Genomic DNA, 23,415 nt, shown 5'->3' with positions numbered 1-23,415 from the left:
ACCGGGAGCTGGCCGACCTAGCCCGCAGTGAGACCTTTTCACCTAACAGGGCTTTATGGTGAGTAGCAGGGACGTGTTTATTCCCGGAGCAATGGCAGTAGCCTTTAATACGCTTTAAAGGCTGCCTTTGACTAGTCTTTGACCTGAACTTGATCTGCCTTTGAGGTGGACTTGATCACCTTCTGATCCGTAGTCAGATGCTCATTATTAATGAGTGTAGGTTCGGCTCCTGTTCTCGGAACACAATCATCAGTACCACAATCTGATGACCATAAACAAAGAGGTTGCGGAGAGAGAGGGATCTCAATCGAACCCCTTATACCGCTTTTAACTTTTCTAGAAGGTTTAAAAATCAGATAAATAACTAACAACCAGTAATTAGCGACCTTTTAGTTTTTAGCTTTTATAAATGCCTTAATCTTAATCCTATTAATTTAAAGATCCATATTCATTGGGCGTATTACCAACACGACTTGTGAATAACCGACTAAATTTCTGAGGATATTTACAGTAAAAAATCCCAGTTGCAGTATTTATAATCGAGATTTTCTCATTTAGATGAAGACAAGACTTTATCAACTTTGCAACAACACCATCAAATCATTAGACTCCTCTACGATCCACTTATCTTCTGTTATCAATGTTTGGATTAACTGTTGTTGTCCAGTAGTTAATAAGTCCGCTTCCAGGCCAGACAGAAGCTCCGGACTATCTGGATATCGCCAGAGACTACGATGTTCGGTTAGCAAAATACTCCTGCCGGCTCCATTGGGCGTCAGCAACTGAATCTGCGGCAGCTTCTCTTTTACACTTTTATAAATATCCAATCCATCATGGTCCCAGTCACAAATATAGTAGATCGGTAGATTTCTATGGTTGCTATACTTAAGCTTCTCCACGTTTCTACCGCCTGCATACCAGAGTTCTAGCTTGTTATTCCTGGCTTTTTCCGGCATCTTTAAAAAATACAGGTTTTCACATAATACAATCGCTTTGGGGTGCAGGCATTGCAATACGTATAGATATTGATGGTCTCGTGTATCAGCAAATGCTTCGATCTGTAAGATAGTTTTGACTGCTCGCTCCAATGCTTCGCTTGTATCCAGATGCTTTTCGTGCTTGAAGAACATATTGGATACACCTCGCCGTGTTTCATTCGAATCAATTATTTGCTGGCGTATCTCTTGCAGAAGACCAGTCTCCATTTGTTCTTTCATTTCATGCAAGCAGAGAATGTCTGTATCCTCAAACCTGCACTGGGGAGTATTTTCGCCGATGTCATCCAACAATTTTTTGCATATATTATATTTATCTAAATAACGACTGCTATAGCTCTTTTCAAATGAGGCCTTATTTCGAACCAGGATTTCATTTTTTGTAATTAGCAACTCTTTCGCCTGAGCAGCATAATACTTAAATACCGGCTCTTTATCCAGGCTAGACCGGTACCTGGTCTTTCCCTCTACATATAACTCATGAAGTGATTTGAATGTCTGCCAATTCATTAGGTCTCGTCTTTAAAAAACTACTCAAATCCATTTTCGTTCTATTTGTTCTAAAGTAACTCATGATCTTCGGATAGTTGATATCCTGATTACTTTTCCCTGGTATCAGCTGATGAATATACCATCCCCCATCGTCGCCAACAGCATAGGGCTTTGGCGTCATCGTGATTATCTGGTAACCATATTGCTTTGCAATTTCCGGAAACAGTCCAAAATTAACATTATCCAGCGTCGCAGACTCCTCCAGAATGATAAAACGTAAGCCCGGTCTGTCTCCATCCTGTACAACAGACAATCTGGCGATGCCAAGCAATGCCAGTGCAGTATAGCTTTCCCCTGTACTACCGGAGGTTTCCCGATGTCGCTCATCGGTTAGCTTTCCTTTTAATTGGAAATATCGTTTTGGATTCAATAAATCGGTAAGCGAAACACGAGATTTGTTACCTGAATATTTCATGTATAGCTCTTCTATGATTTGATCTGGTTTTACGTCTTCAAATTCACCAACACCGCTCAGGTTCAGCGGCAATTTCCGAAGATGTTCAATCCATTTAATATCCATTTTATGCGCTGTATTGAAGTCAATCTGAAAGTAAAATCTTCCACTTATCAGTTTGCCTTTGAAGAAATTATTTAATGATTGTACCAGTTCTTTGTAACGGTCAAAATAGCTCTCTGTTTTACCAAATACCTTCACCAGGTTCCCTAGTAAGTCGTCTGCAATAGACAACAGCTCCGCATTTAATGTTTCTAAATGACCTGTCACATCGTCTAGAGTGCGGATCTTCCTGCCTAACAACGCCTGTTCTAATATATCAAATGAATAGGTATTATTGCGAATCTGCTCATCTACACGTATATCAGTCGACTGCTTTGTTTCCTCAAATTGACCAACCACCTGATTGTATTCATTAGTGTAGGCCACCGCAGCCTTTCGGTATACCTCTTCCAATTCGGCAAGATCAATACTCCAGGGAATATCCAAATCAGGTTCAGGAAGGGGTAGTCCGGGGTATTTGTTCAGGAACCCTTGATGCAAGTCAGCGCGGCGACCATCTAATTCCTTTAGGACTTCTGATACTTGCTCATATTTTTGCTGCTGCATTGGCAGACTAATATTTATATTATAGATATCAGCTTTTTCTTTGTCATTACCTGACTTCAATTTTTCGTAACGTTTATGCAGTCTCTGGTAATTCTCCTCCAGCTGTCTACGCAACAGATCATATTCCATTCCTTCGAGTGTAATATCGAAATCCTGTTTTGCCTTTTTTATTTTCTCTTGCTCCCTGCTGATCTGTGTTCTCAAATCAGTAACTTTATAGTTAACAATCGCACATAGCGCTGCTGCACGCACATGGGTTCTCAATTTCGTAGCATCAGAGAGGTCTATATCATAGTGGTAATCCGCAAAGCCTTCCGGTAATACGCCGTTGGCAATGCTTTGAAGCCTGGACTTTTGTTGCTTACACTCAATAAGCCTGGCATTCAACATCTGCTTCAATTCATCGATATTATTAGTTTTTTCAAGATTTAAGCCAGGAAGAAGTTCAGAAGCTTCGGGAACAAATTCAAACAAAGGACCCGTTTTGATCCACCAGCCGCCATTGGCATCATCAGCTGACATCTCTAATTCTTCCAACAGACTTTTAGAAGTGGTATAGCGCATACCAGCTGTAGGATGTAGCGGTTTACTTAATGAAACATCACGTAGATATAGCGCCACCGCCTGTTTCGCCTTGTTCAGTCCGCTGCTATTCGATAATGCGTTTAAAAAGATATTATTGCCTTCTACCTGCTCTATTGTATATTGAAATTGCAATAACTCTTGCTCTGTCGATGCTACTTCCCTTTCTCTATCGCGCAACCAGGCATCTTGTTCAATCTTGGCCTGCTCCATAGTTTCCACTGTTGCATAACGCATCAGTACTTCCCTGGAATTTTCAATACTCTCCTCATATATCGCTGCATCTATTGCTAACAGCTCAGTTACACGATCAGGCATCAGCTGGAACATCAACCCATTGGTATCAATACCTAATATCTGCTGTTCCTCATCTTTAAGATCTTCCAGACGTGAGAACATAGTTGGCCAGGAGGTGAGATTAGAAAATTTCCTGTACTCTGCACGGGATAAGGATTCCGCAAGCTGTTCCAGCCTGGCATACTTAACTGTACGTCCTTTCAAAAATTTCAGTCTTTGTTGATCAAATGCAACCGTTTTCCCGATTTGCAGCAGTTCATTACCGATAGCTTTTTGTCTGTGAAGCACTTCTATATAGCGGGCTGTATCAAGTTTCAACCCCGCATCGTCTTTCTCTACGTTGTACTGCTTCAACTTTTTTAGCATGCGCTGTTTAGTAGAAATATCGTTTATTTGACCCTTTGTTAACTTAAACTGGTGCAGGAGTTTGGCAATTGCCTGTTCCTGGTTATCATACTCCTGGCTGATTTCTACCTCGTCTTCCTCAAACAGGTATTCTATCAAACTGTAAGAGTTATCTATATTTAGCGCTTTTGATTTAGAAAATGATTGAATTACTTTGGCAAAGGCCCTTAAATTGCCTTCTTTCACCAGGTTTATCGGAAGAATTTCATTCTTATAAAGCCAGCCATAGTATTCATTTTTTTCTTCACGGGAACTGAAATAATGCATGTATAATTGATGGCTGTCCGGCAGTATTCTCGCCAGATCATCCGGTGCATATGGCTGACCGTTAGTACCCAAAAAGTCTTTGCTATACAGAAGTTCTTCTTTGCCAAATGTATAGTTCTCCAATTTGTCTATATCCAGGCTGATGGAAGATGTAATAATAAAAGTTTTTATAGGCTGGTGTCCTTGCGAGAAAATAGCTGCACCCAGGGTAATGAAGCGCCCTTCTGCCAATTCCACATTGAAAAACACATAACCAACTCCGCTTTCATAGGGCAGGTTTTCAATTCTTCGCTTTTTCTTGTCTACCCCTTCAGTAGCAAATTTAATATGCCTCGGGTCTCCAATAAACACTATCTGAAAAAGGTCAGCGATAATGGACTTTCCTACGCCATTTGCCCCGGTAAAGTCTGTTCTTAATGAATGTAAAAGGTAATCCTGATTATAATGCTTGAGCAAACAGACAGTTGAAATTGAATACAGGTTCATATTAATTTAATTTTATAGTTTTATTTCTTGTAAAAAGTCATCTATGTTATCAATCTCATCCCGGTATAGTTCTATGAAATGATGGATCGTTGGCAAGATGGTAAACTGGATGCTTTCATCATTATCCTCCTTTTCTACTAACCCAATACGATTAAAGAAATTGATGACTATGTTAAAATGTTTTCTGACACCTTCCCATTCTTTATCGGAATACTCAGACCTCATATCATTGAAAAATAATTGCTGGTAAGAATGTCTATGCTCTCCATGTTCTATTTCATATTGAATATCATCCCATTGAAATTTCTTATCATAGCTGAAAAAATTTGAAAAATACAGGTTAGCCAATATACACGCCACAATAGTTGGCCTGGCCTCTAACTCCGCGTACATTCCGGGATTGGTGAGTCTGCCCTTGCCAGTAGCTGGGAATTCGAGATAAAAATAGGAGGTACTGTCAACGGTCCTTTTTTCAAGTATTAATCCGTATAACTGTACATAGTACCGCACAAAATCCTCTTCGAACCTGTCCAGGAGGGAAAAAAGGGCTACGGATGATTGAAGGATATGCTTTCCTTTCAAAAGTTCTATATTCAGCTCTGCAAAATGTTTTTGTACCTGTTCATTACTTAGGAATTGGAATGCCGATCTTTCCGCACTGTTACCTTCCATAATTGAAATGTATTTGATTGGTTACTCTGAAGCGTTTCTGTAATTTCCACATTTGCGAACGGACTCACTTTTCGGATGAACTCGTACCCCGTATGCACAGCCAGCTCAAGGCCATTCTCCTCCTGCATAATATCCATTATCCTGGTGGTTAAATCCAGCGTTCCGTATAGTGCTAGATCACTTTCTGCCTGGTCGCAATATTGCTGGATCAACTCCTGTTTTTTAAGTTCCATCTCAAACTGAAGCCGTTGCTCTTCCTCATAAAGCTCATCTGTTTCCTGTACTACAACGTTGGCCTTTTTGAGGAAGCCCATATCATAGTACCTCAATGCCGAGAAACGGAACTTTTGAGTAACCATATCTTTAGCAGGAAAACCAGCGGGAAGCTCCCAGGATTGCAGGTTTGGTTTACTATTCTCTAACAAGTATATCAATAGTTTTTTCAGATTAAACTTAAAATGAGACTGTGCGCGCAAAGATTCCTGCAGCTCTGATATCTTTGAGGCTGCGAAGGTCATTTTCTGATTTATCAGGTCAAGCTGTTGATCTATCTTATCAAAAAAACTGCTCACTTCATCTTTTATTCTTAATGCCTCCTTCCTGCAGTATAATAAATATTCTTCTCCCGGCAGGCTATCAAGGCTTTTAAGGCTAAACACCTCTGCAATGTCACGTAACCGATAATGTACATGAACCTTCATTCTTATGGCCTCTGTTATTTGCCTCGCCTTATCTCCCAGCACCTTAAAATTCTCTGCAAACTCCTCCAATAGCTGTATCGCTGATTTATCTTCTATTTCCAATACGCTATTCAGCGCTTTTACCGAATCATCCACAGAAAGCTTCAGTGCCTCTAAGTGCCCTAATACCATTTGTCTGGCATTATTATGAAAGCCAAACTGGAACCAACTTTGCAAACGGCTGATATCATCCGATAGATCATCTGGTAACCTGAAAAATTGCTCAAACGTATCTTTCAGCGGATATTTTAAATATGGGTTATTTATCCGCTGCACTGCAATTTCTATGATCTTCTCTGCATGCGGTGTCAATACAAATCGGTTAGATTTAGATGGAATTCTCTCAATAAACGCACGAAGTAAACGCTTAAATTTCCGTTCTACCTGTACATCCTTCCCATTTAACATAAAGGGCAAACGGGAGGTATCAACAATCGCTTGCTTGATTTCTGCATACTGAAATTCCTGAGAGTGATAATTTATATATAAATTATACAAGGTAAGAAACTCAAACTCATCAGGATAAAGCATTTCAAAGGCACCTTGTATTTCTTCAATGGAAAAAGTTTTAGTGTTCTCAGCAAGCATAACATGAGGGAATTATGTTTTTATTTATAAAGGATTAACCCCAAAAATTAGCAGCAAACTCCAATTATGGATATAGCAGGATTAACGATAGGGACAATCGCTATTTACTTATCTAAAAATTATTCGAAATAGATAGTAAATTAGACAGAAATATTTTAGTTAATACTTGTTAATAGCGGCCTTCCTTTAACGCTACCCGCTGGCTGACCTATATTTATTGCTCGTTTGTATGACAACCTTGCGCCTGCAATATATTTTTTGCTATCGAATTTAAAAGTTAAAGGATGCGACTCCATTACTGCAATTGAATATCAGTCTATAAAACGTTTTTATATTACAGTAATACATAACCTATAAATCAATAAATGTGAATTTACAAATTCAGAATATTGTATTACTTTAATATTAACCCTATGCAACCTGCATAACAACTCATTAACAATTAGCAAAGTCAAAGAACTTTCCAAGTGAAGAATCAACCTATTTGGAGCTAATAGGGTATTCTGTACATGTATAATTTTTTTAAGTTTTTTTACATCTGAAAAGTCAAGACAGAAAAGCGCCTAAGGATTTTGCATTTTGTTTTGTAGAATAATTTATCCCTATATAACCTAACCTTTCGGGAGCAATCCTATTCTCTAGGATTCTCAGGTAGATACTCTGGAAAACTTATAAAAAAGTCTTCCTTTTTAGCTTCTAACCATTTATCAAAATTAAATGTATGAACATCTTTAACAAGTCTTTCATACTCCTCTTTTGAACTATACTCATCTGATAAGCTAAAAGGAACATTGTGCAATAAATGAGATAACCAATACAATGGCTTATCATCAAGCTCCACACCTTTGGCCCTAAATTCTACAAAAGTAGAATATAAAATATATGCTAAAAATTTCTGCTCAAACATAAATTCTTTTTTTTATTCCTACATATCATAAAACATACTATTATCAGGTTGATAAGGTTTATACGGTACAACCACATCATTCAGCCCTCTCCTTTGCATCTCATAAATACGGGTATTCCCATCAAAAGCTCTTCCTGTAGAAGTATTTAATTGTATAAACTTACCATCAGCTGGATTTCTTACGCTTTTGATAAGCTCTTCATCCGATAAACCCTTAATAGCCTTATAACCCTCACTCTTAACAATTGTTGATTCTTGATGAAGTAACTTAATCGCAGAAACTTTTGTTGTAGGTAAGTAACATTCATTGTGAACTAAAACTCCTGATGATGACACATAATAGGAGTGATCAAAGGAAACTGTAAAATTATAAACTGTAGCTGCGGTATCTTTAGTAGTTATATTAGTTACTATACGCTTTTACCAGTATATAAAAATACACTATCCCCTATATTCACCTGACTTGATGGTTTCCATTGGGAAGCTATCCAAAACGGGTGATCAGGAGTACCCCAAGATGAGGTTGCCTCGTAATCTCATTGTAAGCCCACACAAAATCACCTAAAGCCAATTCTTCTATTTTCTTTACCCCTTCCTTCACATTAATTAAAGTTCCTATACAAAGCAGCTCCCATTAACTTTCATTAGAGGACCAGGCCTAAACGCTGAAAATTCAGACAACATACTTCCCGCTGTTTGTAACAGCCTACCTGTTCCCACGTCACTAATAAATCTGCTGCGCTTTCCTTTGCTTTGGTCTCCAATTCCTTTTTAACTTCGGGATTCATTGCATTCTCAGACTCATGCATATAGCTAACCATATTGGTTACAGTACCAATGGTCGCTACTGTCATAGCAGTTCTCGTAACAGAAAATCCTGCAGAGCCATCTGCAATAACTGCCCCAGCAGCCACAAATTGGAGCAGCCGTTTCTGCGACCCAATTTCGCTTAGTTCCACCTTCTGCCGCACCTAAAGATGGCATATAAGCACCAGGAGGAATTGGACATCGAAGGACATCCGACGGCATTATATATTGCCCTGTAATAGGATCTTTATATGAAGCCTATAATGTGGATATCCTTTGGTTAATGGGTCTACTGATAAGAACCTACCTAAGCGTGGATCATAAATCCTCATCCCATAATCCTGCTGATTCCCCTCTCCCTTCACTTCATTATCATTCTCCTTCCCATTAAACCCATAACGATAACAGCATAATCGTTGCATCCCCATCCATTCTTCTAACCGTAGGATGGGAAAATAAAAATTACGCTCATTTCATATTCTATTTCTAAAAATTAGGATAGTTTACCACGAATTATTTTGCGTTTCTCTTGGTTATCTGGTAGGCAATACTGGTCTGCTACTTGATCAAACGATCCTGGACAGAATAATGGATATACAAAAATTAAATGATCAGGATAAAGCTGACGCCCTTAAACTACTGGACATGTTCATCCGTAATGCTAAAGCAAGGCATACTTATCATAAGTAAAAAACGTAGCCGGTAAACTACGCTTTTTATTTATGATAATAAATTATTAAAGAGCTAAATTGCTCGTCTGTAAATTTCAAACTAACGGTAAAGTGGGCATCAAAATTTTTACCCACTTTTTTGACACGCCTGCCCTGATCAGCTCTTCTACATTCTCTAAAAATCGATCATTCAAGGCAACCCCATAAATTACATTCCTATCATAGTTCGTTAGTAAACATAAAAAATAAAAAAACTGATCTAATGATTCAGATATCACGCCTCCCTCTAACAATGTTTCACGGTCTAATACAACAATTTTCATATCTGTCAAACGTTGGCAAAATTCATTATAGTAGTTATAACTAGCAAAACATCTATAAACATCCGCCTCCAAAGATATTTCTGAATCAAATTCAACTCCGCCTGTCCCAATATATTTAATATTTGTATTGTAAATTAAATCATCAAGCTTACCTCTTACAGCCTCAGTTGTAAGATAAGCCAATCTAAATCCATCACGTATAGTCTCAGCCTCCAAAGGAGTTACTGGGATATTACGGGACAACCTTTTTGCAATAATTTGATCCACTGAAGGAGCATATCTATTGATTTCATTTATTAATTCTTTTATTTCCATATTCATTTCATTATAATGCTTCAGAGGGAACAAGCTTACTAGAACCATGTGTCTCAACTGATTTTATATCTCCATCATTATCGAATACCCTGGTTTCAGAAAAACCGCCTCTCTCTTCATACCTCGTACCTGTTCCGATTTTACTCGCTCCAATATATTTCTTCTGTTTATCATCGTAACTATAGCTACTAAAAATATCAAAAGTTGCAGTTGCCTCATCACCGTTTCTATTCAAAGTAGTCAAAGTATAATAGTAATCAGAAGCTGTATTCTTATAAACAGTTCCTAAGTCAGTATGAGGCCCAAATTGGTTAATAGTTGCATCTGGATTTCCTGTCATCAAACCCGAAAACTCAAATACAATTCCAAAAAGGGACATTGCATTTCCCAATTTAGAGGCCAATAACTGTCTATACGTTTGTCTGGGTATTAATTTATGCTCCGACCTCGTTATTGGGACTGCAGTACGTCTTTGATTTAAATGGTGATGATCCAATACATCACCAATCCTCAGTCCTTGTGTATTTTGCCCTGTACTTTCCCAATGAGCCTGTAAATCACGGGTATAAATTGGTGAATACCCGTCAACTAACACTCTATTATTATTCCACGGATCAAGAAAATTAGGATGATCTGTTACCACTTTATCCCAGAAATATAGATTATTACTAGGCCATCCATGCAAGTTGTAAGTTGTTGTTACTGTTTTACCGCTAATAGATTGATACGTTGCTGGAGCAGCAGACATATCTTTAGCATAATTCAAATAATTCTGAATAACATTCCATTCCTCTAGTCCATCTAAGTCAATACTATTAATAGGCTTGTTACCAGCAAATTGATATGGTGTATAATGAGGATATCCTTTGGTTAATGGGTCTACTGATAAGAACCTACCTAAGCGTGGATCATAAATCCTCATTCCATAATCCTGCTGATTCCCCTCTCCCTTGATTTCGTTGTCGTTTTCTTTGCCGTTAAACCCATAACGATATAACCCGGCCTTACTAGCCAGCTGCAACTTGGTGTATTCTCAAAGGACTCGCATAAATATATGGATTTAACATTCTACGGCATTTCAAGAAAAAAAATCAGACTGGTTGATCATAATGGTAGTACAGCGGATACCAATATTGAACACCTAATTCAATTTAAATAAAGTCACTAAAAAAGGTATCTCAAAAATAATTGAGATGTCTTTTCATTTGGATCTCCCGTATTAAACCCGGTTGTCAAATTCTCACATATACCCAGCCCCCTATCTTAATTTGTAAATTATTCTAAAAGTCGCTTCCCTTGTGGAATTACACTTAAATCCTCCTTATTCATACAATATAAACTGTGTTAAAAGTCCGAAATGATTTTCAGCTTTTGATACCAGTCATTTACAGCCTTAGAAAATAATGCTTTTATATAAATTTAAAAACCTCTGCCTTCCTAAATTGCAATCCAGTAAGCTTTAAATCCATATAAGCTTGGTAAAACTTATGTGTAGCAAAAAGTGAAATGCCTAACTTGGGAAAAGAAAACAAATCGTAATCTCTAACCAGCTCTTTCTTTATAATTACCATCTGAGGTGATATTTCATAATGTCCTTGTTTTCTAGCGCTAGCTACCTTATCCTCGAAATCAGGCTTGCTACTTGATTCAAAAACTATTTTGCCAGCCGATATTCCTTCAGCAACAAATTTCGATCCATCATAATCAATAAAATCATAAAATTGATGATCAAATAAATTGATCCAATAATTCTTTTGATCTGCTCCATTAAAGGCATTGGTCTTAAATGATTGTACGGGGGGAAGATTAAGTTCTAGCAGTACAGATTCACACATTTCACTACATACAAATCCTTCATGACCCATACAATCAACTACGTTCAAAAAATCGGACCATTTTGCTCGAGTAACAACCTCAATCCCATTGACAATTCCAGACAGATCTATTGAATATCTTATCTGATCGGAATCCATATTGGGATAGTATAAAAACTTTGCCTGTGGCAGTATACCAATTTCTCGCAAATCCGTTGAATAATCGACATAATAAACTTCATTTTGTATCATAGTGTTTGTCCCGTTTTATTTAGCTCCCGAAAATACTCGTTTATTCTTTTATCTACTTTATTATTGTCTCTCATTATATCTTCAAAGACACTAATAATCTTTTGATTTATTTGCCTCACCTCTTTTTCTGCCTCTCCTAAAGTCATCCTTAAACCCTTAACTTGAGTCTCAAGCTGATTTAACTGTTTTTGTATGTACAAGTTATATTCAGGATGACTAGCATGCATACCATCAAACAAACCTCTTGTTGTACTATATTTCGGTAAGATAGTACCGTTTTCAAGCCCTTCGATATCAAACAATTTGGCATTTGTTAATTTCTTAATTAATGGATGATCTGCCAATCCTCTAGGTATGATATGGTGAATTTCCCATTTTGATGCAAAGTCCCCCAGCTTATACCAAACCTCTTCGCACTCCTATTAAAATTACTGATAAATTTATCCTGTAATGATCCCCCAACCTTACCTACTTTACCAAATAAACTCCCACCAAATGCAAATGCGAGATCTGTTCCTCCTGCCTTAAGTACGTTTGATGGGTTCTTGTCAATTCCTATTCCATAATCAAGCATTGAGAAAAGTGTACTTCCCCCCGGGACAAAACTAATTGCCATTCCCTGCGCATCATGTAAATCTTTAAGATTTGAAGTTACTTGCTGAAGTCCACTATGTTTGAGTGCTTGTACCTGTTGAAACTCTGCTTCCTCTTCAACATTATCGGAATGCTTTTGCATCAGCTTCGGCAACCCTATCGCATCTATAAACTGTTTGAGTAAACTTGGCTTTTCTTCCAAACCGTCTAAATCAGTCGCCCAAATGGGTTTATTTCCTGCAAATTGGTATGGCGTGTACCAAGCTGTGGATCATTTAATTTTCGGTAGCTCTACTGACAAAGCCAGTGCGGCACTCCATGACGCAGAAGTAATCAGGTATTTTAAAGAGATTGAGACGCTACCAGGAGAAGATAAAGCAGCATTACTACGGGTTATCGCTGCCTTCATCAGGGACGTTAAAACTAAACAGACCTATACGCATTAATAGTAAACCCCAGTCGGCGACCTGGGTTTACTATTAATGCGTTTGGACACAATTGTATTACGTAAGTATACCGCTAAAAATCAAAAATAAACTTCTTATTTTTTTCATCTAACTCAAAAGAGATAGAAGTTACCTCAAGATTATAGTTTTGAACTAACCAGCCTCTCATTGCACAATAAAGCCCTTCCTCTTGAAAATAAATAGGATTAGTATCTAACCCATGAATAAAGAAACAAACTGTTGAATCATTTATTTTATCATAGATTTCGTTAGAAAGATCTCTTATAGCCCTAACTATATACTTATTAACATCATCGCCTGATAAAAAAAATATTGGATGATTTATTCTCAAATAAATTCTATCAGCAATCAATAAGTCATTTTCTAAAAGAATAGGAGACCTAATTTCATCCACGTCAATAAAAATAGCTACACCATATCCTTTTTTTGAAACCGCAAATTTATAAACCATAATCTATTATTTACTCCCTTTAAATAATTGAAAAACTCCTTTTGAGAAAAAATGTTCTGAACCATAATTGGCAGTTGGAGCTTTTATGTAATCAAATCCATGTGGCAAGCCTTCTCCATAAAGACGGCTATACTTGTCAAAAAACGAGGTAGCTTCGTCCGTTCCTCTTATAACTGTGTGCTGGCTTAGTTTACCAAGCTTAAATCCATCAATCTTAAATTCTACAATTGATACATTTGTAACACCTCTCTTCAAATACGTATCTAAATAAGCCTGTGCCTCCGCTTTGCTTCCCCAAGCATACAAACCTTCTCCCCACTGGCCTCGCGTAGAGGCTGTTGGCCAAGGATTCCCACCAGACAATAAACGCGAAGCATCTTCTGAACTCTGAACTGTATAAAAAGAAACAGTAGCACTACGCCGCTGTAAGTTACCCAGTCCTCCCGCAGGCAGTGCCGCATTCTCAGGCCCCATTGCTGCACTAAATTGGGTTAATCTCATCCCAAGGATATCTGCAGCTGATTTCGAACCATTCTTCCCTGCAGAAAGATCTTCTAATGATCTATATGTTGTCCTTACATCAAAATCCCTCCACTCCTGCGATTGATTTGGATCAAGTCCCCCATGTCTATCTACAGGTTCCCTGTATGTGTCATGTATAGTAAATGCCTCACACTGATTAACACGGGTTTCATAAACTGGTGTAGGCGTATCATAAAATGAACCATGAACAAATCTATATCCAACAAAAACGCGCTCTTTAATATCAGTCTTACCCAAATAACGAAGCGATGTATTACCATCCTTGTCTTTTATTCGTGTAAAATGATATTCCTCTGCACCATCCAGATCTATTGCCTGAATAGGCGTATTCCTGCGAACTGATATGGGGTATAGTGTGGATATTGTTTCGATAGAGGATCTGTAGAAAGGAACTTCCCTATCCGTGGGTCGTAAACACGCATGCCGTAGTCTATCTGATTCCCTTCTCCCTTCACATCATTATCATTCTCCTTCCCATTAAACCCATAACGATAACCACTACCAACAAACATCAATTGTACCTGACATCACTTACTTCTTGCTACGGAATACGTCATAGCATATGATCTGCCTTATCGTACTCATAATTTCGCAAATCCATCCAAATGAAGCTCAGCTTTAAAAAACTCCAACAAATTATCAAATTTGATGACCTTTCCAGATTCATACAATACAGTAACCGGAGGATTTTCGCCGCCGTCTGTCATAAAGTAAGCATAAATATAGCCCTGATGCATCCAGAAAACAAAAGCATCACAAGGCAATGGATCAAGCTTTGCCTCTTCAAGAGTTTCTCTGGCATAATCTCTAAGAGGTAACAATTGTCCATAAAATACGTCAGTTCCACGCATATAGGTACCAGCGCCTTTTCCCATCACTAACAAAAAATCTTTATATACTCGCGGGAATGAAATATTAAAATAAGTTTGCAAAAAGGCTACTTCATTCTCAGTACATGGAACTAAATCCTCGCCATTAGACCTTAAGTAATTGGCAATGTCATTCATATCATTAATAGGCTGCATATTATTTACTGGGTTCTGATATTTTTACGTTAACATTAGGATATACACCCTTGAAATCCTCGATCTTCGCCTTACATGCATCACAAACAGGTTTCTCAGTCATAATATTTATATTTCCTTGAACTTGCTTATTCTTATTAAACAAATTATTAAGGTATTCTAAAAGCTTCGGCTCTGCATCATTTGGCCTAATGATAGGCGGTGCTTCTACGGTAAATGCTCTTGCTTTCGGAAATGCTAATGCGCCTGGAAATAAATGATCCCCACTGGCAGCATATTCAAATATATCCTTTCCGCCAACATTTCCCTCAACAATAGCAAGCGTCTTTTGCCCCCCTACCTTATTTGCTGCCCGTAAAATTTCAAGCTTTTCAGAAGCAGTCACCGGTAACAATACTTCGTTTTGAGCGGCCCAATTTAATTTTGATGCTATACGAGTATTATCCGCAACCAATCGACCTACCTGATTCCCTACGATCCTCGAAGATGCATTATACAATCCATATCCAAATTCTGAACCGTAAAAGCTAGTCAGTCCCAAGTCAAACCCTTTATATAGAGAAAGAGAAACTGCTTGAGAATAAAAACCAGATTGCTTAACTCCTTGCATTTCTTTATAGGAGTTAAATGATTGCGTCAAGCTATAACTCGTCCCGTCTATAAACGCAATATTGTAGGCTGCAACAAATTTCTCTGGCCTATCATATACTTCATAGCCATTCCTATCCATCCCAACTACCTGTCCCTCGTTGTGGGAGCTTGTAAATACAGCCTGGCCTTGTTTATTGAAAAATGAAATCGTATATATATGATCTTCCTGACCATCCAAATCAACAGCTACTGTTGGCTTATTTCCAGAAAATTGATATGGCGTATAAAAAGCAAACTTTTTTGCTAAAGGATCTGTAGATAAAAATCTACCAATTTGAGGATTGTAAATTCTAAAGCCATAATCCTGCTGGTTCCCATCACCTTTGATTTCATTATCATTCTCCTTTCCATTAAACCCATACCTATAACCACCTCCATTCATCTTCCTTCCAACCAACTGCATTCCAAACGGCGAATAATCCACGGCACTGCTAAGCGTCACATCATACACGCTACCGGTTGGTGTCTTGTTATCCGTAATCGTGGTCAGCACATTTCCCAGGTGATTCGTAATCTCGTATTCCCGGTTATTAAATGCGGTCCATAGGGCATCCTTTGTTGCGGTAGAGCCCAATTTCATATTAGGCTTCCACACACCCAGACGGCTGCTACCATAAAGATACTGCTCTTTCCATGTAATATCTGCTGACCCTGTTTTGTATTCGTAAGTAGCCAACACATTACCGGCTACGTCCCGTTCATAGACGGTGGTGGTAAAGTTTTGCGCAGACGTTTCCACCACTTTCCTGGACCTGTTACCTGCCGGATCGTAAAAATACTCTGTTTTAAGCGTTCCTTTCTTAAAACTCTTGATTTTTCCAATAATATTCCATTCTATTTCAGATACGTCGTTTCCATCCTTTATCAGGTTACCAATTTCGTCATACTGGTAGGCATCACCCGCTACATTCCCAATCTCACTTGCTGTTTCTACAGCTGGAGCCTGATTTCCAATATCTACACCTGGATAAAGTGGCGATGTGATCCCATCCCTCACATATCTCAACCGGTTGCGGGTAAGCTGCCCACCACCATTCCGCGGATAGTTATAAGTGAGCCGGTCCATCGCCGCACCGCTCATATTATTACGGTTATACGTGAGAATATTACCGCTGGCATCATAAGTAATATCTTCTGCATAGGGTGTTGGAGGAGTAGTACCCATTTCCCAGGTGGTGGCTCCTCCCACTAGTGTATGCTGACGCATGGTTCGTAACCGGTTCAACTGGTCGTAGCGGTAGCTATAGCCTATCGGATTTCCTCCGTTTATGCCTTTCAGCGCAAGCTCTGAACGGGCGATGTTACCATTATACAAATCCTGACCTGCAATATCAGCGGCCTTACTCTCCCATTTCAATGTGAACGGATTCGTAACAGTGGGAGGCTTGCCAATCGGGGTATAGTCACCCTGGAAGTAATCCAGGGTATACGAGGCCACGTCTTTGGCAAAATGCAGTCTCGTTCCCGAAGGGTCACCATCCCTTCCCATATCGGATGCCGGCGAGAGGTAGTTGCCGTTAACACCTTTCAACCATCCTTGCAACGTATAGGCGTAATCGATACCCTGTACGGCATTACGAAGATACTCCATGCGGCTGAGTGGGCCATGTTTATAGTAGCGATAGTAGGCATCTGTAACTGCACCACTAATCTCCCACTTGTCGACAGATACGCTATTGATACCGGATTTTGCCTCTACTAACCTGTTTTCCGCATCATATGTATAGGCATAATAGAACTGATCATCTTTTCCGGGCTGATAACGAACTGCATTCACTTTTCCACTGATCAGGTCATAATTGTAATCTGTCTGTTTGTAGTCGTACAACCCATTCCCATGCCAGAACGTTTTCACATTCCCAAGCAGATCATAGCTGTAAACAAAATTATCAGTCGTAGTTCCTCCTGTAGAGGCAGCAACGTACCGGTACTGAGCTGAGACCCTATTTTTAAGGTTATCCTGTGTACCCAAGCCGGAGGGCAGCATGGGGCTGTCGTAGAAAGTATAAATGCGCTCAGGATTTGAAACGGGACTCACCAATAGATCTCCATAGTTTATAATAAAACCAGGTTCAAAAATACTGGCGTTACTAAAAACTTCGCCATTCTCTGTAATACGGCTAAGTTCATCATATACTGAATAGTTATAATTGTTATTTCGGGCCCACTGTTTTGCATTTCGTGAGGCAATCAGTCTTCCCAGGTAATCGTACCAGAAACCGCTGACACCGGCATCCGGTGTCTTCTGTTTAGATACCTGGTTTAAAGAAGTATAGGCATAATCAGTAGCAAGCCTGTGTTGAGGCTGCACCGGCATAGGCCGTACTTCAATATTGGAATTCGGACCACCTACCGTTCCCGGCGCACCGTTAGCCGGTACATTGAAACGACCCCAGAAACGTCTCGCATCCAGGCCCGCCATCTGTGCCATACAAGGCTCCTGGGAGTTGATCCATATTTCATCGGCGGTAAGCTGACGGTTATATGTTCTTAAGTGCTTCAGATCACTGAGATCATTGGTGATAGATACTCCGCGTGTACCAACCACAATCTCCCAGGCGCAAGGCGCCGGTGGTGCTTTCGTATCATTATTCAGTAATTGACCATTTACATAGGTACTCAGTACCCCATCCATCAAATTAGGTCCCTGTACTACCAGGTGTAGCCAGTTGCCACCGCTAAAAGCCGTAATGGGCACCGCTATATGACTACTCCTTACAATACTGATAGCATTAGTCTCCGGATTCATCTTATAAATCGAGATATAGCAATAGGTGCTGCTAATACAGGTAGTAAAGAAGTAATTATTATCGGAGGTAGGAGTCAACACCTGGGTAGCTCCCGTTGGCCGGCCTTTAATCCACATTTCTACCGATACACCGGTCTGAATATTCAATGAATTAGTCAGTTCTGTCAATGTCAATGGCAAACTTGTATTAACGCTAGCGCCATTGTAATTACAGGTAAAGTCGGCAGGAACTTCCGTGGTGGTGGTATTCAATCTTTCCGTACTTAGTACATCCACCCCTTCCGGCGGTACAGTTCTCACCAGGTTACCCGCCTGATCATAATAATAAAGCGTAAAATGATAAAGCTGCTGCTGCGTTTTCAGGTTGGCAGTAGCCTTTGAACCGGCACATACGGTAACGTATTGTCTACGGAAATCCTGTCGTACAGAATCAATATATACTACATAACGACGACGACCACCTGCAATTGCTCCATCTATCATTCCCATCAAACACTCAGCAGGATCAGGGGTTACTGACCTGAACACCGGCTCATTGCAGAGCAACGCCGAAGTACCCGCCGTTACCTTCTGCCTGTAGTCATCATAATCCAAATACCCCAGCGAAAAACCCCAGCGATGGTTCAGATAAGTAGCTACAATGGTTTCATAATTATCCTTCGTGTTATCCAGTCCACCTGACCATGGCTCCTGGTTAAGCGCCGTCATTCCGGCAGTGAACTCAGCAGGTGTAATACATCCTTTTGTATTTACTTCCAGGAATACCGGCAGCGTAAGCTGGCTGGCCAGCAGATACCGGCAGTTACCACAACTTTTTATCAGCTGATCCAACTCCTCCTGTTTGAGATTCATCGCACTGCCATACGTATCTGTAAGATATTTTAAGAATGTGCGTCCCGCAGCATTGCTGTTATAGGTTGCCTGCAAAGCACTCAAACGGGCGCAGATAGCCGGGTTCGTGTTGCCGATAACCGCTTCTGTTGTTTGTGCCTTCACATTAAATGGATATGGCCCGGAAAGAATCCAGGGATTATTCTTCATTGTAATACTACCTGCGCCCAATACACCCAACATCACATCCTTGAAGGAACGATAACCCTCCGCAGTAGCGGTAGGCACTGCCGCACTCGCACCGTTTAAGTGAGCAGTATCCCCACCCAGTTTGCACACCTCAATCAATTTCTGACGAAGCGCATCTCTTTTAATAGAAGTATAGCCACTCAGTCCTTCCTCTAATTGCGACATCCATACATCTGCATTGTTGGCACAATTGTCTGCCACAAGGTTCGCTATCTGTGCAAAACCATCGTTCCTTAAAGAATCCGGATTCATGGAGAAAGTCTGATCATAGTCAATTCTCTCCATACGGGAGATTTTATTCCTGAATAAAGGAGAGCAGCCGCCAGTGGGGTCGTTACAGGTATAAGAAAGTACCGTAATTTGCTGTTCTGCCGGCGTTGGACTATCAGTACCAATATAGACTGACCCAATATAAACCGGATCAGGTGGGTTCATCTTAACAGTAACTATATTGCTTGGATTTGTTCCAATTTTCAGAGTAAATACATACTCAACATCAGTTGATAGCGGAGACAAAAATGTTATCTTATAACCTAATGTACTATGTATTATTTGATCCACCTCCACCGTATAATCGGTCCTGCATGGGAGCGTAACGGGCCCTTTCGGAGGGAAAGACACAGCCCCACTGTTCCTGCAATAAACCGAATCTACTTTTAACACACTCAAAGGAAGATATTGTGGTATGCATATCGTCTTATATCGATCTCCTGCACCAAATATTAATATCTCTGATGTATTGGTTGTCCCTGTGGAATATGTAACAGCCGCCCGCGTTTCCGTAACAAAACGGTTTCCTTCAAAATTAACCCGCACCCGCTTTGTTCCAGCACTGCAATTGCCCAATGAATCTTCTGCAAAAGAAAAGTCGGACACGGTGGCACAACTTTCTCCCAGCATCGGCAACGGGCGACCTATTTTACAGATATCGCCGCACATCGCATCGCGGATACGCTGATAATAAATCTCCTTCAACTGGAAATAATACTCCGCGTAAGCCAGCCATTCCCTGTCAGGTACCCGGCACTGCGTTTGTGGCACACAGTTATTCCACCGGGATACAAAAGTCACATCTGCAGTAACATTGGTATTCCCTGTGCTGTCGGCACAATAAAGCAGATAATCAACATACTGCCAGATATTCTTGTTATTGAAAGTGCTGCTTTTAAACGGCGTCCGGTTCCTGGAATAATTGTTTAGATCGTTCACAAAACTACCAATGAACGGCTGCGCCGCGGTGTTTGTTGCAAAAGGATCGGCATTCAGCAACCAGGTTGGATTAGTACGATCATAATTACTTCCCACATATTTAGGAAGGTCGGATGCTTTTAAACACAGGGAAGTGATCTTTTCATCCCAACGCTTCACGGCAGACAGGCTCTCACAGCTTTGCAGCGCACAATATTCCCAATGATATGGCAAAAACAGATCTGCCCACTCCGGTCTCCAGTTCTTCACCAGGTCCTCCAATGTAAAGCTGGCATCACAGGGCGATATACTTACCCCATCAACGTTTACTATCCTGGTTGATTCATAACGTGAACCACCGATAGCTTCGACCGGAAATACTGTTCTGAAATAAATGGATAATATATTCACCGCCAGTTCCAGCGGCCGGCCATAACTGTCGAACTGCGCATATTGCCCACCCGGACTTACATCCTGCTTCAGGGTTTCTCTTAACTCCCTACACGGATCAGGTACGCAATTCAACAAGGCGGCGGTACACCTCATCTTCAATACATCATACAAGGGGCCGCTCCAGTTATTTATATCATTGGTGTACAAGGTCGCATTCACCTGATTGTCGGCAATTCGCTGCCATACCTTCTGTTGAAATTCCGCTTTTGTACCCAGCGCCACTTCACAGGTATGACAATCACTCACGCAGCCGGTGAAATCAGTTGTTCTCAACTGGTTGATAATAAAATAGAACTCCGGCTGCAAATTGGTGTTACGCTTGATAAAGTCATCAGTATAGGCAGCAATGACATCAGGGTTCAGCGACAATTCAAAGCGGATGCTGTACTCGCCAGCCTTTCCCAGGTCTACCACAAAGCTGTTTTCTACACTGCCCTCGTCGGCACAGTTCGAAGCAAGACTCCCAATCTTAACCGGTGTTATATTCGCATCTACCTTGTTATTACAATCATCATACACATCAATCTTCAGTTCATAGTAACAATTACTGCAGATCTCTACCGCATTCTCTTTATACTTCTTGATCAGTTTATCTATCCGGTACCTGATGCTGGCATTATGATCCGGCACCGCACAGAGATAGGTAGCGGCGCCCTTCAGTTTCAGTTCCTGTGGATCAAACACAAACGATTCCGGTTCCAGCACAGGCACATCCACCAGTTCTGAAACCCCTTTTGAAGCCAGGGGCAACACATTATCCGGCGATCCTCCACTTAAAGCAGTGGCCACCGGCTTACCGGAAGAATTCAGATAGCTGATACTGATCTGTCCATTGGGGTCAATGGTCATATTCTTCAAAAAGTGGGAAGCCTTTCCCGCGCTTGAACCGAAAAGCCGGTCCAGTTCCCATTGCACAGGTTTTCCATAGAAGTACCTGGTGGAATGATTCAATGCTTCGTCCTGGTTAGGCTGCATTACATCTCCCACTCCACCCTTTACCCGCACACGACCGGTATTATCATTGGTATAGGCAGTAATGGCAAAAGGATATCCGCTGGCATCAGGAACATAGTTCATCGATGCGTCCGTCGCTTTAAAAGGATTGGCGGATGAATAGTACATACCGGCGCCCCCTGTCGTTCCCAGTGGCGCTGGCTTTACGACACAGACACCTGTGCTGTTGTTGTAAATATCCTTGTAGGAATATACTTTGTTGAGGGCGTTCAGATTTTGTCTCCCATAGTACGTTAAAGCGGTTGCGTTAATAGGGGCGGGCAAAATATTGGCCGCTACCCTTCCATACTCGTCGTACACATTCTCCTGCAATACTACATTCTTATCTGTGTTGTTGATGGTAACCGTTTGCCGGTTCTTTAAAATCCCATCAAAATAAGCGACTACTTCTTTTTTCTTACCCCCTTCCGCATAACTGGCGCTGAATTGCCAGTTAAACCCAGGTTGATGCCAGCTCAGATCCAATACCCTGGCCACTTCCCCACTTGCCAGCTTTGCCTGGTAAACCCAGGGATGTTCTTCCCGAAAACCATTTACATAGATCACATAACGGATACGGAGCAACAGGTATTTGCTGCTATGCAAAAGCGTGATATCGTAGTTATGCTGATCGGTGGTGATACGGGTGGAATTATTCCGGAACATTGCTTCCAGTTGCGCATCCGTTATCGAGGAACGGTTTGCAGTGATGAACTGCCCATTGGTGGATTCATCGTCGATATAGGTCCACTCCAGGTCATATTCCTGCCCGGGTATAATCTCATTCCAGTTAACGTTTATAATACCCGTTAAAGGCGGCGTACTCGGTGTAGCACCCATAGGCGCCATGGCTGCTTTCCCCTGTTTCTTTGGAGCCGCGGCCGTTTCCCCGGATTTAAAAAATGCGGTCATCGACAGTTCTTCTTCCTTGTTGGAGGTATACTGCCGGTCCACTATCACCTCTCCCTTCAACGAAAAAATTGCCGGCAGATCAGTACCCAGCTCTTTACTCGTGATATCATTGACCGTTAATTTTACCTTGTAGCCGTTGGTAAAGGAATAAATGTTTTCTCCCTGGTAGGGCGTCAACCAGGCGGTATCATAATCAATATTCAACCGCGCATGCTCAATGGTAATCGGGTCGTCCTGGTCGGGCTGACTCCAGTACTCTATTTTCAGATCGAGCTCACACTTGAAAGGTTTATCGATCCGGTAGGTAGAATCCCGGTACAATCCGAAAGTAACGACGTTATTTACAAGCTTGTTGTTGATCGATTTCCAGTCAAAGGCATCATTCCGGAATTTTTCATCCTTAATAACAAGGGTATCTCCTTTTTTTATCTTTCCCTGCAGCCGTTTCTGGTAGGACTCTACCTGCGCGCTGGCAACATGAATTGTTCCCAGCAGCAGCAACAGTACACAGCATACACTGTAACAGAGAATATTTAATTTTCTATAACCCATAGGTAAAGGGCATTAATGGTG

The 23,415-nt window shown here is 40.6% G+C and carries 19 protein-coding genes; 1 reads left to right on the top strand and 18 read right to left on the bottom strand.

The window, feature by feature from the left end; genetic code table 11:
• Positions 1-575 precede the first annotated feature (575 nt).
• The 13 genes from AB6805_RS14805 to AB6805_RS14745 all read right to left on the bottom strand — a co-directional run bounded on the left by AB6805_RS14805 (position 576) and on the right by AB6805_RS14745 (position 12,532).
• Positions 576-1,505, bottom strand: coding sequence for a hypothetical protein (locus AB6805_RS14805; RefSeq protein ID WP_370910201.1), 930 nt, complete (start codon positions 1,503-1,505; stop codon positions 576-578).
• Positions 1,474-4,647, bottom strand: a complete 3,174-nt coding sequence (locus AB6805_RS14800) for a hypothetical protein (RefSeq protein WP_370910200.1) — start codon at positions 4,645-4,647, stop codon at positions 1,474-1,476. The genes AB6805_RS14805 and AB6805_RS14800 overlap by 32 nt, the downstream gene beginning before the upstream one ends.
• A 12-nt stretch (positions 4,648-4,659) precedes the next feature.
• On the bottom strand, positions 4,660-5,319 hold the full coding sequence (locus tag AB6805_RS14795; RefSeq protein WP_370910199.1) for a hypothetical protein: 660 nt from the start codon (positions 5,317-5,319) through the stop codon (positions 4,660-4,662).
• A complete protein-coding gene (locus tag AB6805_RS14790) occupies positions 5,277-6,647 on the bottom strand; it encodes a hypothetical protein (protein ID WP_370910198.1) in 1,371 nt (456 codons plus the stop codon). The genes AB6805_RS14795 and AB6805_RS14790 overlap by 43 nt, the downstream gene beginning before the upstream one ends.
• Before the next feature lie 631 nt (positions 6,648-7,278).
• Positions 7,279-7,554 (bottom strand): hypothetical protein, encoded by a 276-nt coding sequence (locus AB6805_RS14785; RefSeq protein WP_370910197.1) that lies wholly within the window; start codon positions 7,552-7,554, stop codon positions 7,279-7,281.
• Between the two features lie 18 nt (positions 7,555-7,572).
• The gene (locus tag AB6805_RS14780) at positions 7,573-7,956 is read right to left on the bottom strand and encodes a hypothetical protein (protein ID WP_370910409.1); all 384 of its coding nucleotides are present in this window, start codon (positions 7,954-7,956) and stop codon (positions 7,573-7,575) included.
• 242 nt (positions 7,957-8,198) lie between these two features.
• Positions 8,199-8,513, bottom strand: a complete 315-nt coding sequence (locus AB6805_RS14775; protein ID WP_370910196.1) for a hypothetical protein — start codon at positions 8,511-8,513, stop codon at positions 8,199-8,201.
• A gap of 69 nt (positions 8,514-8,582) precedes the next feature.
• Entirely contained in the window at positions 8,583-8,783 is a 201-nt protein-coding gene (locus AB6805_RS14770; RefSeq protein WP_370910195.1) for an RHS repeat-associated core domain-containing protein, read from the bottom strand.
• A 344-nt stretch (positions 8,784-9,127) separates the two neighbouring features.
• Complete coding sequence (locus AB6805_RS14765; protein WP_370910194.1) at positions 9,128-9,670, bottom strand: hypothetical protein; 543 nt, start codon at positions 9,668-9,670, stop codon at positions 9,128-9,130.
• Positions 9,671-9,680: 10 nt separating this feature from the next.
• Complete coding sequence (locus AB6805_RS14760) at positions 9,681-10,691, bottom strand: RHS repeat-associated core domain-containing protein (protein WP_370910193.1); 1,011 nt, start codon at positions 10,689-10,691, stop codon at positions 9,681-9,683.
• 388 nt (positions 10,692-11,079) lie between these two features.
• Positions 11,080-11,736 (bottom strand): hypothetical protein, encoded by a 657-nt coding sequence (locus AB6805_RS14755; RefSeq protein WP_363435778.1) that lies wholly within the window; start codon positions 11,734-11,736, stop codon positions 11,080-11,082.
• Positions 11,733-12,080, bottom strand: coding sequence for an AHH domain-containing protein (locus tag AB6805_RS14750; RefSeq protein ID WP_370910192.1), 348 nt, complete (start codon positions 12,078-12,080; stop codon positions 11,733-11,735). Before AB6805_RS14750 ends, AB6805_RS14755 begins: the two co-directional genes overlap by 4 nt.
• Positions 12,062-12,532 (bottom strand): hypothetical protein, encoded by a 471-nt coding sequence (locus AB6805_RS14745; protein ID WP_370910191.1) that lies wholly within the window; start codon positions 12,530-12,532, stop codon positions 12,062-12,064. The genes AB6805_RS14750 and AB6805_RS14745 overlap by 19 nt, the downstream gene beginning before the upstream one ends.
• A 22-nt stretch (positions 12,533-12,554) precedes the next feature.
• Between AB6805_RS14745 and AB6805_RS14740 the strand changes: the two genes are divergently transcribed.
• Entirely contained in the window at positions 12,555-12,776 is a 222-nt protein-coding gene (locus AB6805_RS14740; RefSeq protein WP_370910190.1) for a hypothetical protein, read from the top strand.
• A 73-nt stretch (positions 12,777-12,849) separates the two neighbouring features.
• On the opposite strand, the gene AB6805_RS14735 is transcribed toward AB6805_RS14740, so the two are convergent.
• The 5 genes from AB6805_RS14735 to AB6805_RS14715 form a co-directional block, all read right to left on the bottom strand.
• Positions 12,850-13,248 carry a hypothetical protein gene (locus AB6805_RS14735; protein WP_370910189.1) on the bottom strand — a complete coding sequence of 133 codons (399 nt, stop codon included), beginning with the start codon at positions 13,246-13,248 and terminating at the stop codon, positions 12,850-12,852.
• Positions 13,249-13,254: 6 nt separating this feature from the next.
• Positions 13,255-14,028 carry a hypothetical protein gene (locus AB6805_RS14730; RefSeq protein WP_370910188.1) on the bottom strand — a complete coding sequence of 258 codons (774 nt, stop codon included), beginning with the start codon at positions 14,026-14,028 and terminating at the stop codon, positions 13,255-13,257.
• A 71-nt stretch (positions 14,029-14,099) separates the two neighbouring features.
• On the bottom strand, positions 14,100-14,303 hold the full coding sequence (locus AB6805_RS14725; protein ID WP_370910187.1) for an RHS repeat-associated core domain-containing protein: 204 nt from the start codon (positions 14,301-14,303) through the stop codon (positions 14,100-14,102).
• Between the two features lie 69 nt (positions 14,304-14,372).
• Positions 14,373-14,816: an SMI1/KNR4 family protein gene (locus AB6805_RS14720; protein WP_370910186.1), complete on the bottom strand. Its 444-nt coding sequence runs from the start codon at positions 14,814-14,816 to the stop codon at positions 14,373-14,375.
• Position 14,817: 1 nt separating this feature from the next.
• Positions 14,818-23,394: an RHS repeat-associated core domain-containing protein gene (locus AB6805_RS14715; RefSeq protein WP_370910185.1), complete on the bottom strand. Its 8,577-nt coding sequence runs from the start codon at positions 23,392-23,394 to the stop codon at positions 14,818-14,820.
• Positions 23,395-23,415 lie beyond the last annotated feature (21 nt).

It is taken from the genome of Chitinophaga sp. RCC_12 (assembly GCF_041360695.1).
Taxonomy (GTDB): domain Bacteria; phylum Bacteroidota; class Bacteroidia; order Chitinophagales; family Chitinophagaceae; genus Chitinophaga.
Note: the sequence above shows the minus strand (reverse complement) of the source record. Positions and strands in the feature narration are given on the sequence as shown.

Coding starts and splice junctions, on each gene's coding strand:
- AB6805_RS14805 (WP_370910201.1), bottom strand. CDS start 1,505: ATGAATTGGCAGACATTCAAATCACTTCATGAGTTATATGTAGAGGGA.
- AB6805_RS14800 (WP_370910200.1), bottom strand. CDS start 4,647: ATGAACCTGTATTCAATTTCAACTGTCTGTTTGCTCAAGCATTATAAT.
- AB6805_RS14795 (WP_370910199.1), bottom strand. CDS start 5,319: ATGGAAGGTAACAGTGCGGAAAGATCGGCATTCCAATTCCTAAGTAAT.
- AB6805_RS14790 (WP_370910198.1), bottom strand. CDS start 6,647: ATGCTTGCTGAGAACACTAAAACTTTTTCCATTGAAGAAATACAAGGT.
- AB6805_RS14785 (WP_370910197.1), bottom strand. CDS start 7,554: ATGTTTGAGCAGAAATTTTTAGCATATATTTTATATTCTACTTTTGTA.
- AB6805_RS14770 (WP_370910195.1), bottom strand. CDS start 8,783: ATGCAACGATTATGCTGTTATCGTTATGGGTTTAATGGGAAGGAGAAT.
- AB6805_RS14765 (WP_370910194.1), bottom strand. CDS start 9,670: ATGGAAATAAAAGAATTAATAAATGAAATCAATAGATATGCTCCTTCA.
- AB6805_RS14755 (WP_363435778.1), bottom strand. CDS start 11,736: ATGATACAAAATGAAGTTTATTATGTCGATTATTCAACGGATTTGCGA.
- AB6805_RS14740 (WP_370910190.1), top strand. CDS start 12,555: ATGGGTTTATTTCCTGCAAATTGGTATGGCGTGTACCAAGCTGTGGAT.
- AB6805_RS14735 (WP_370910189.1), bottom strand. CDS start 13,248: ATGGTTTATAAATTTGCGGTTTCAAAAAAAGGATATGGTGTAGCTATT.
- AB6805_RS14725 (WP_370910187.1), bottom strand. CDS start 14,303: ATGTTTGTTGGTAGTGGTTATCGTTATGGGTTTAATGGGAAGGAGAAT.
- AB6805_RS14720 (WP_370910186.1), bottom strand. CDS start 14,816: ATGCAGCCTATTAATGATATGAATGACATTGCCAATTACTTAAGGTCT.
- AB6805_RS14715 (WP_370910185.1), bottom strand. CDS start 23,394: ATGGGTTATAGAAAATTAAATATTCTCTGTTACAGTGTATGCTGTGTA.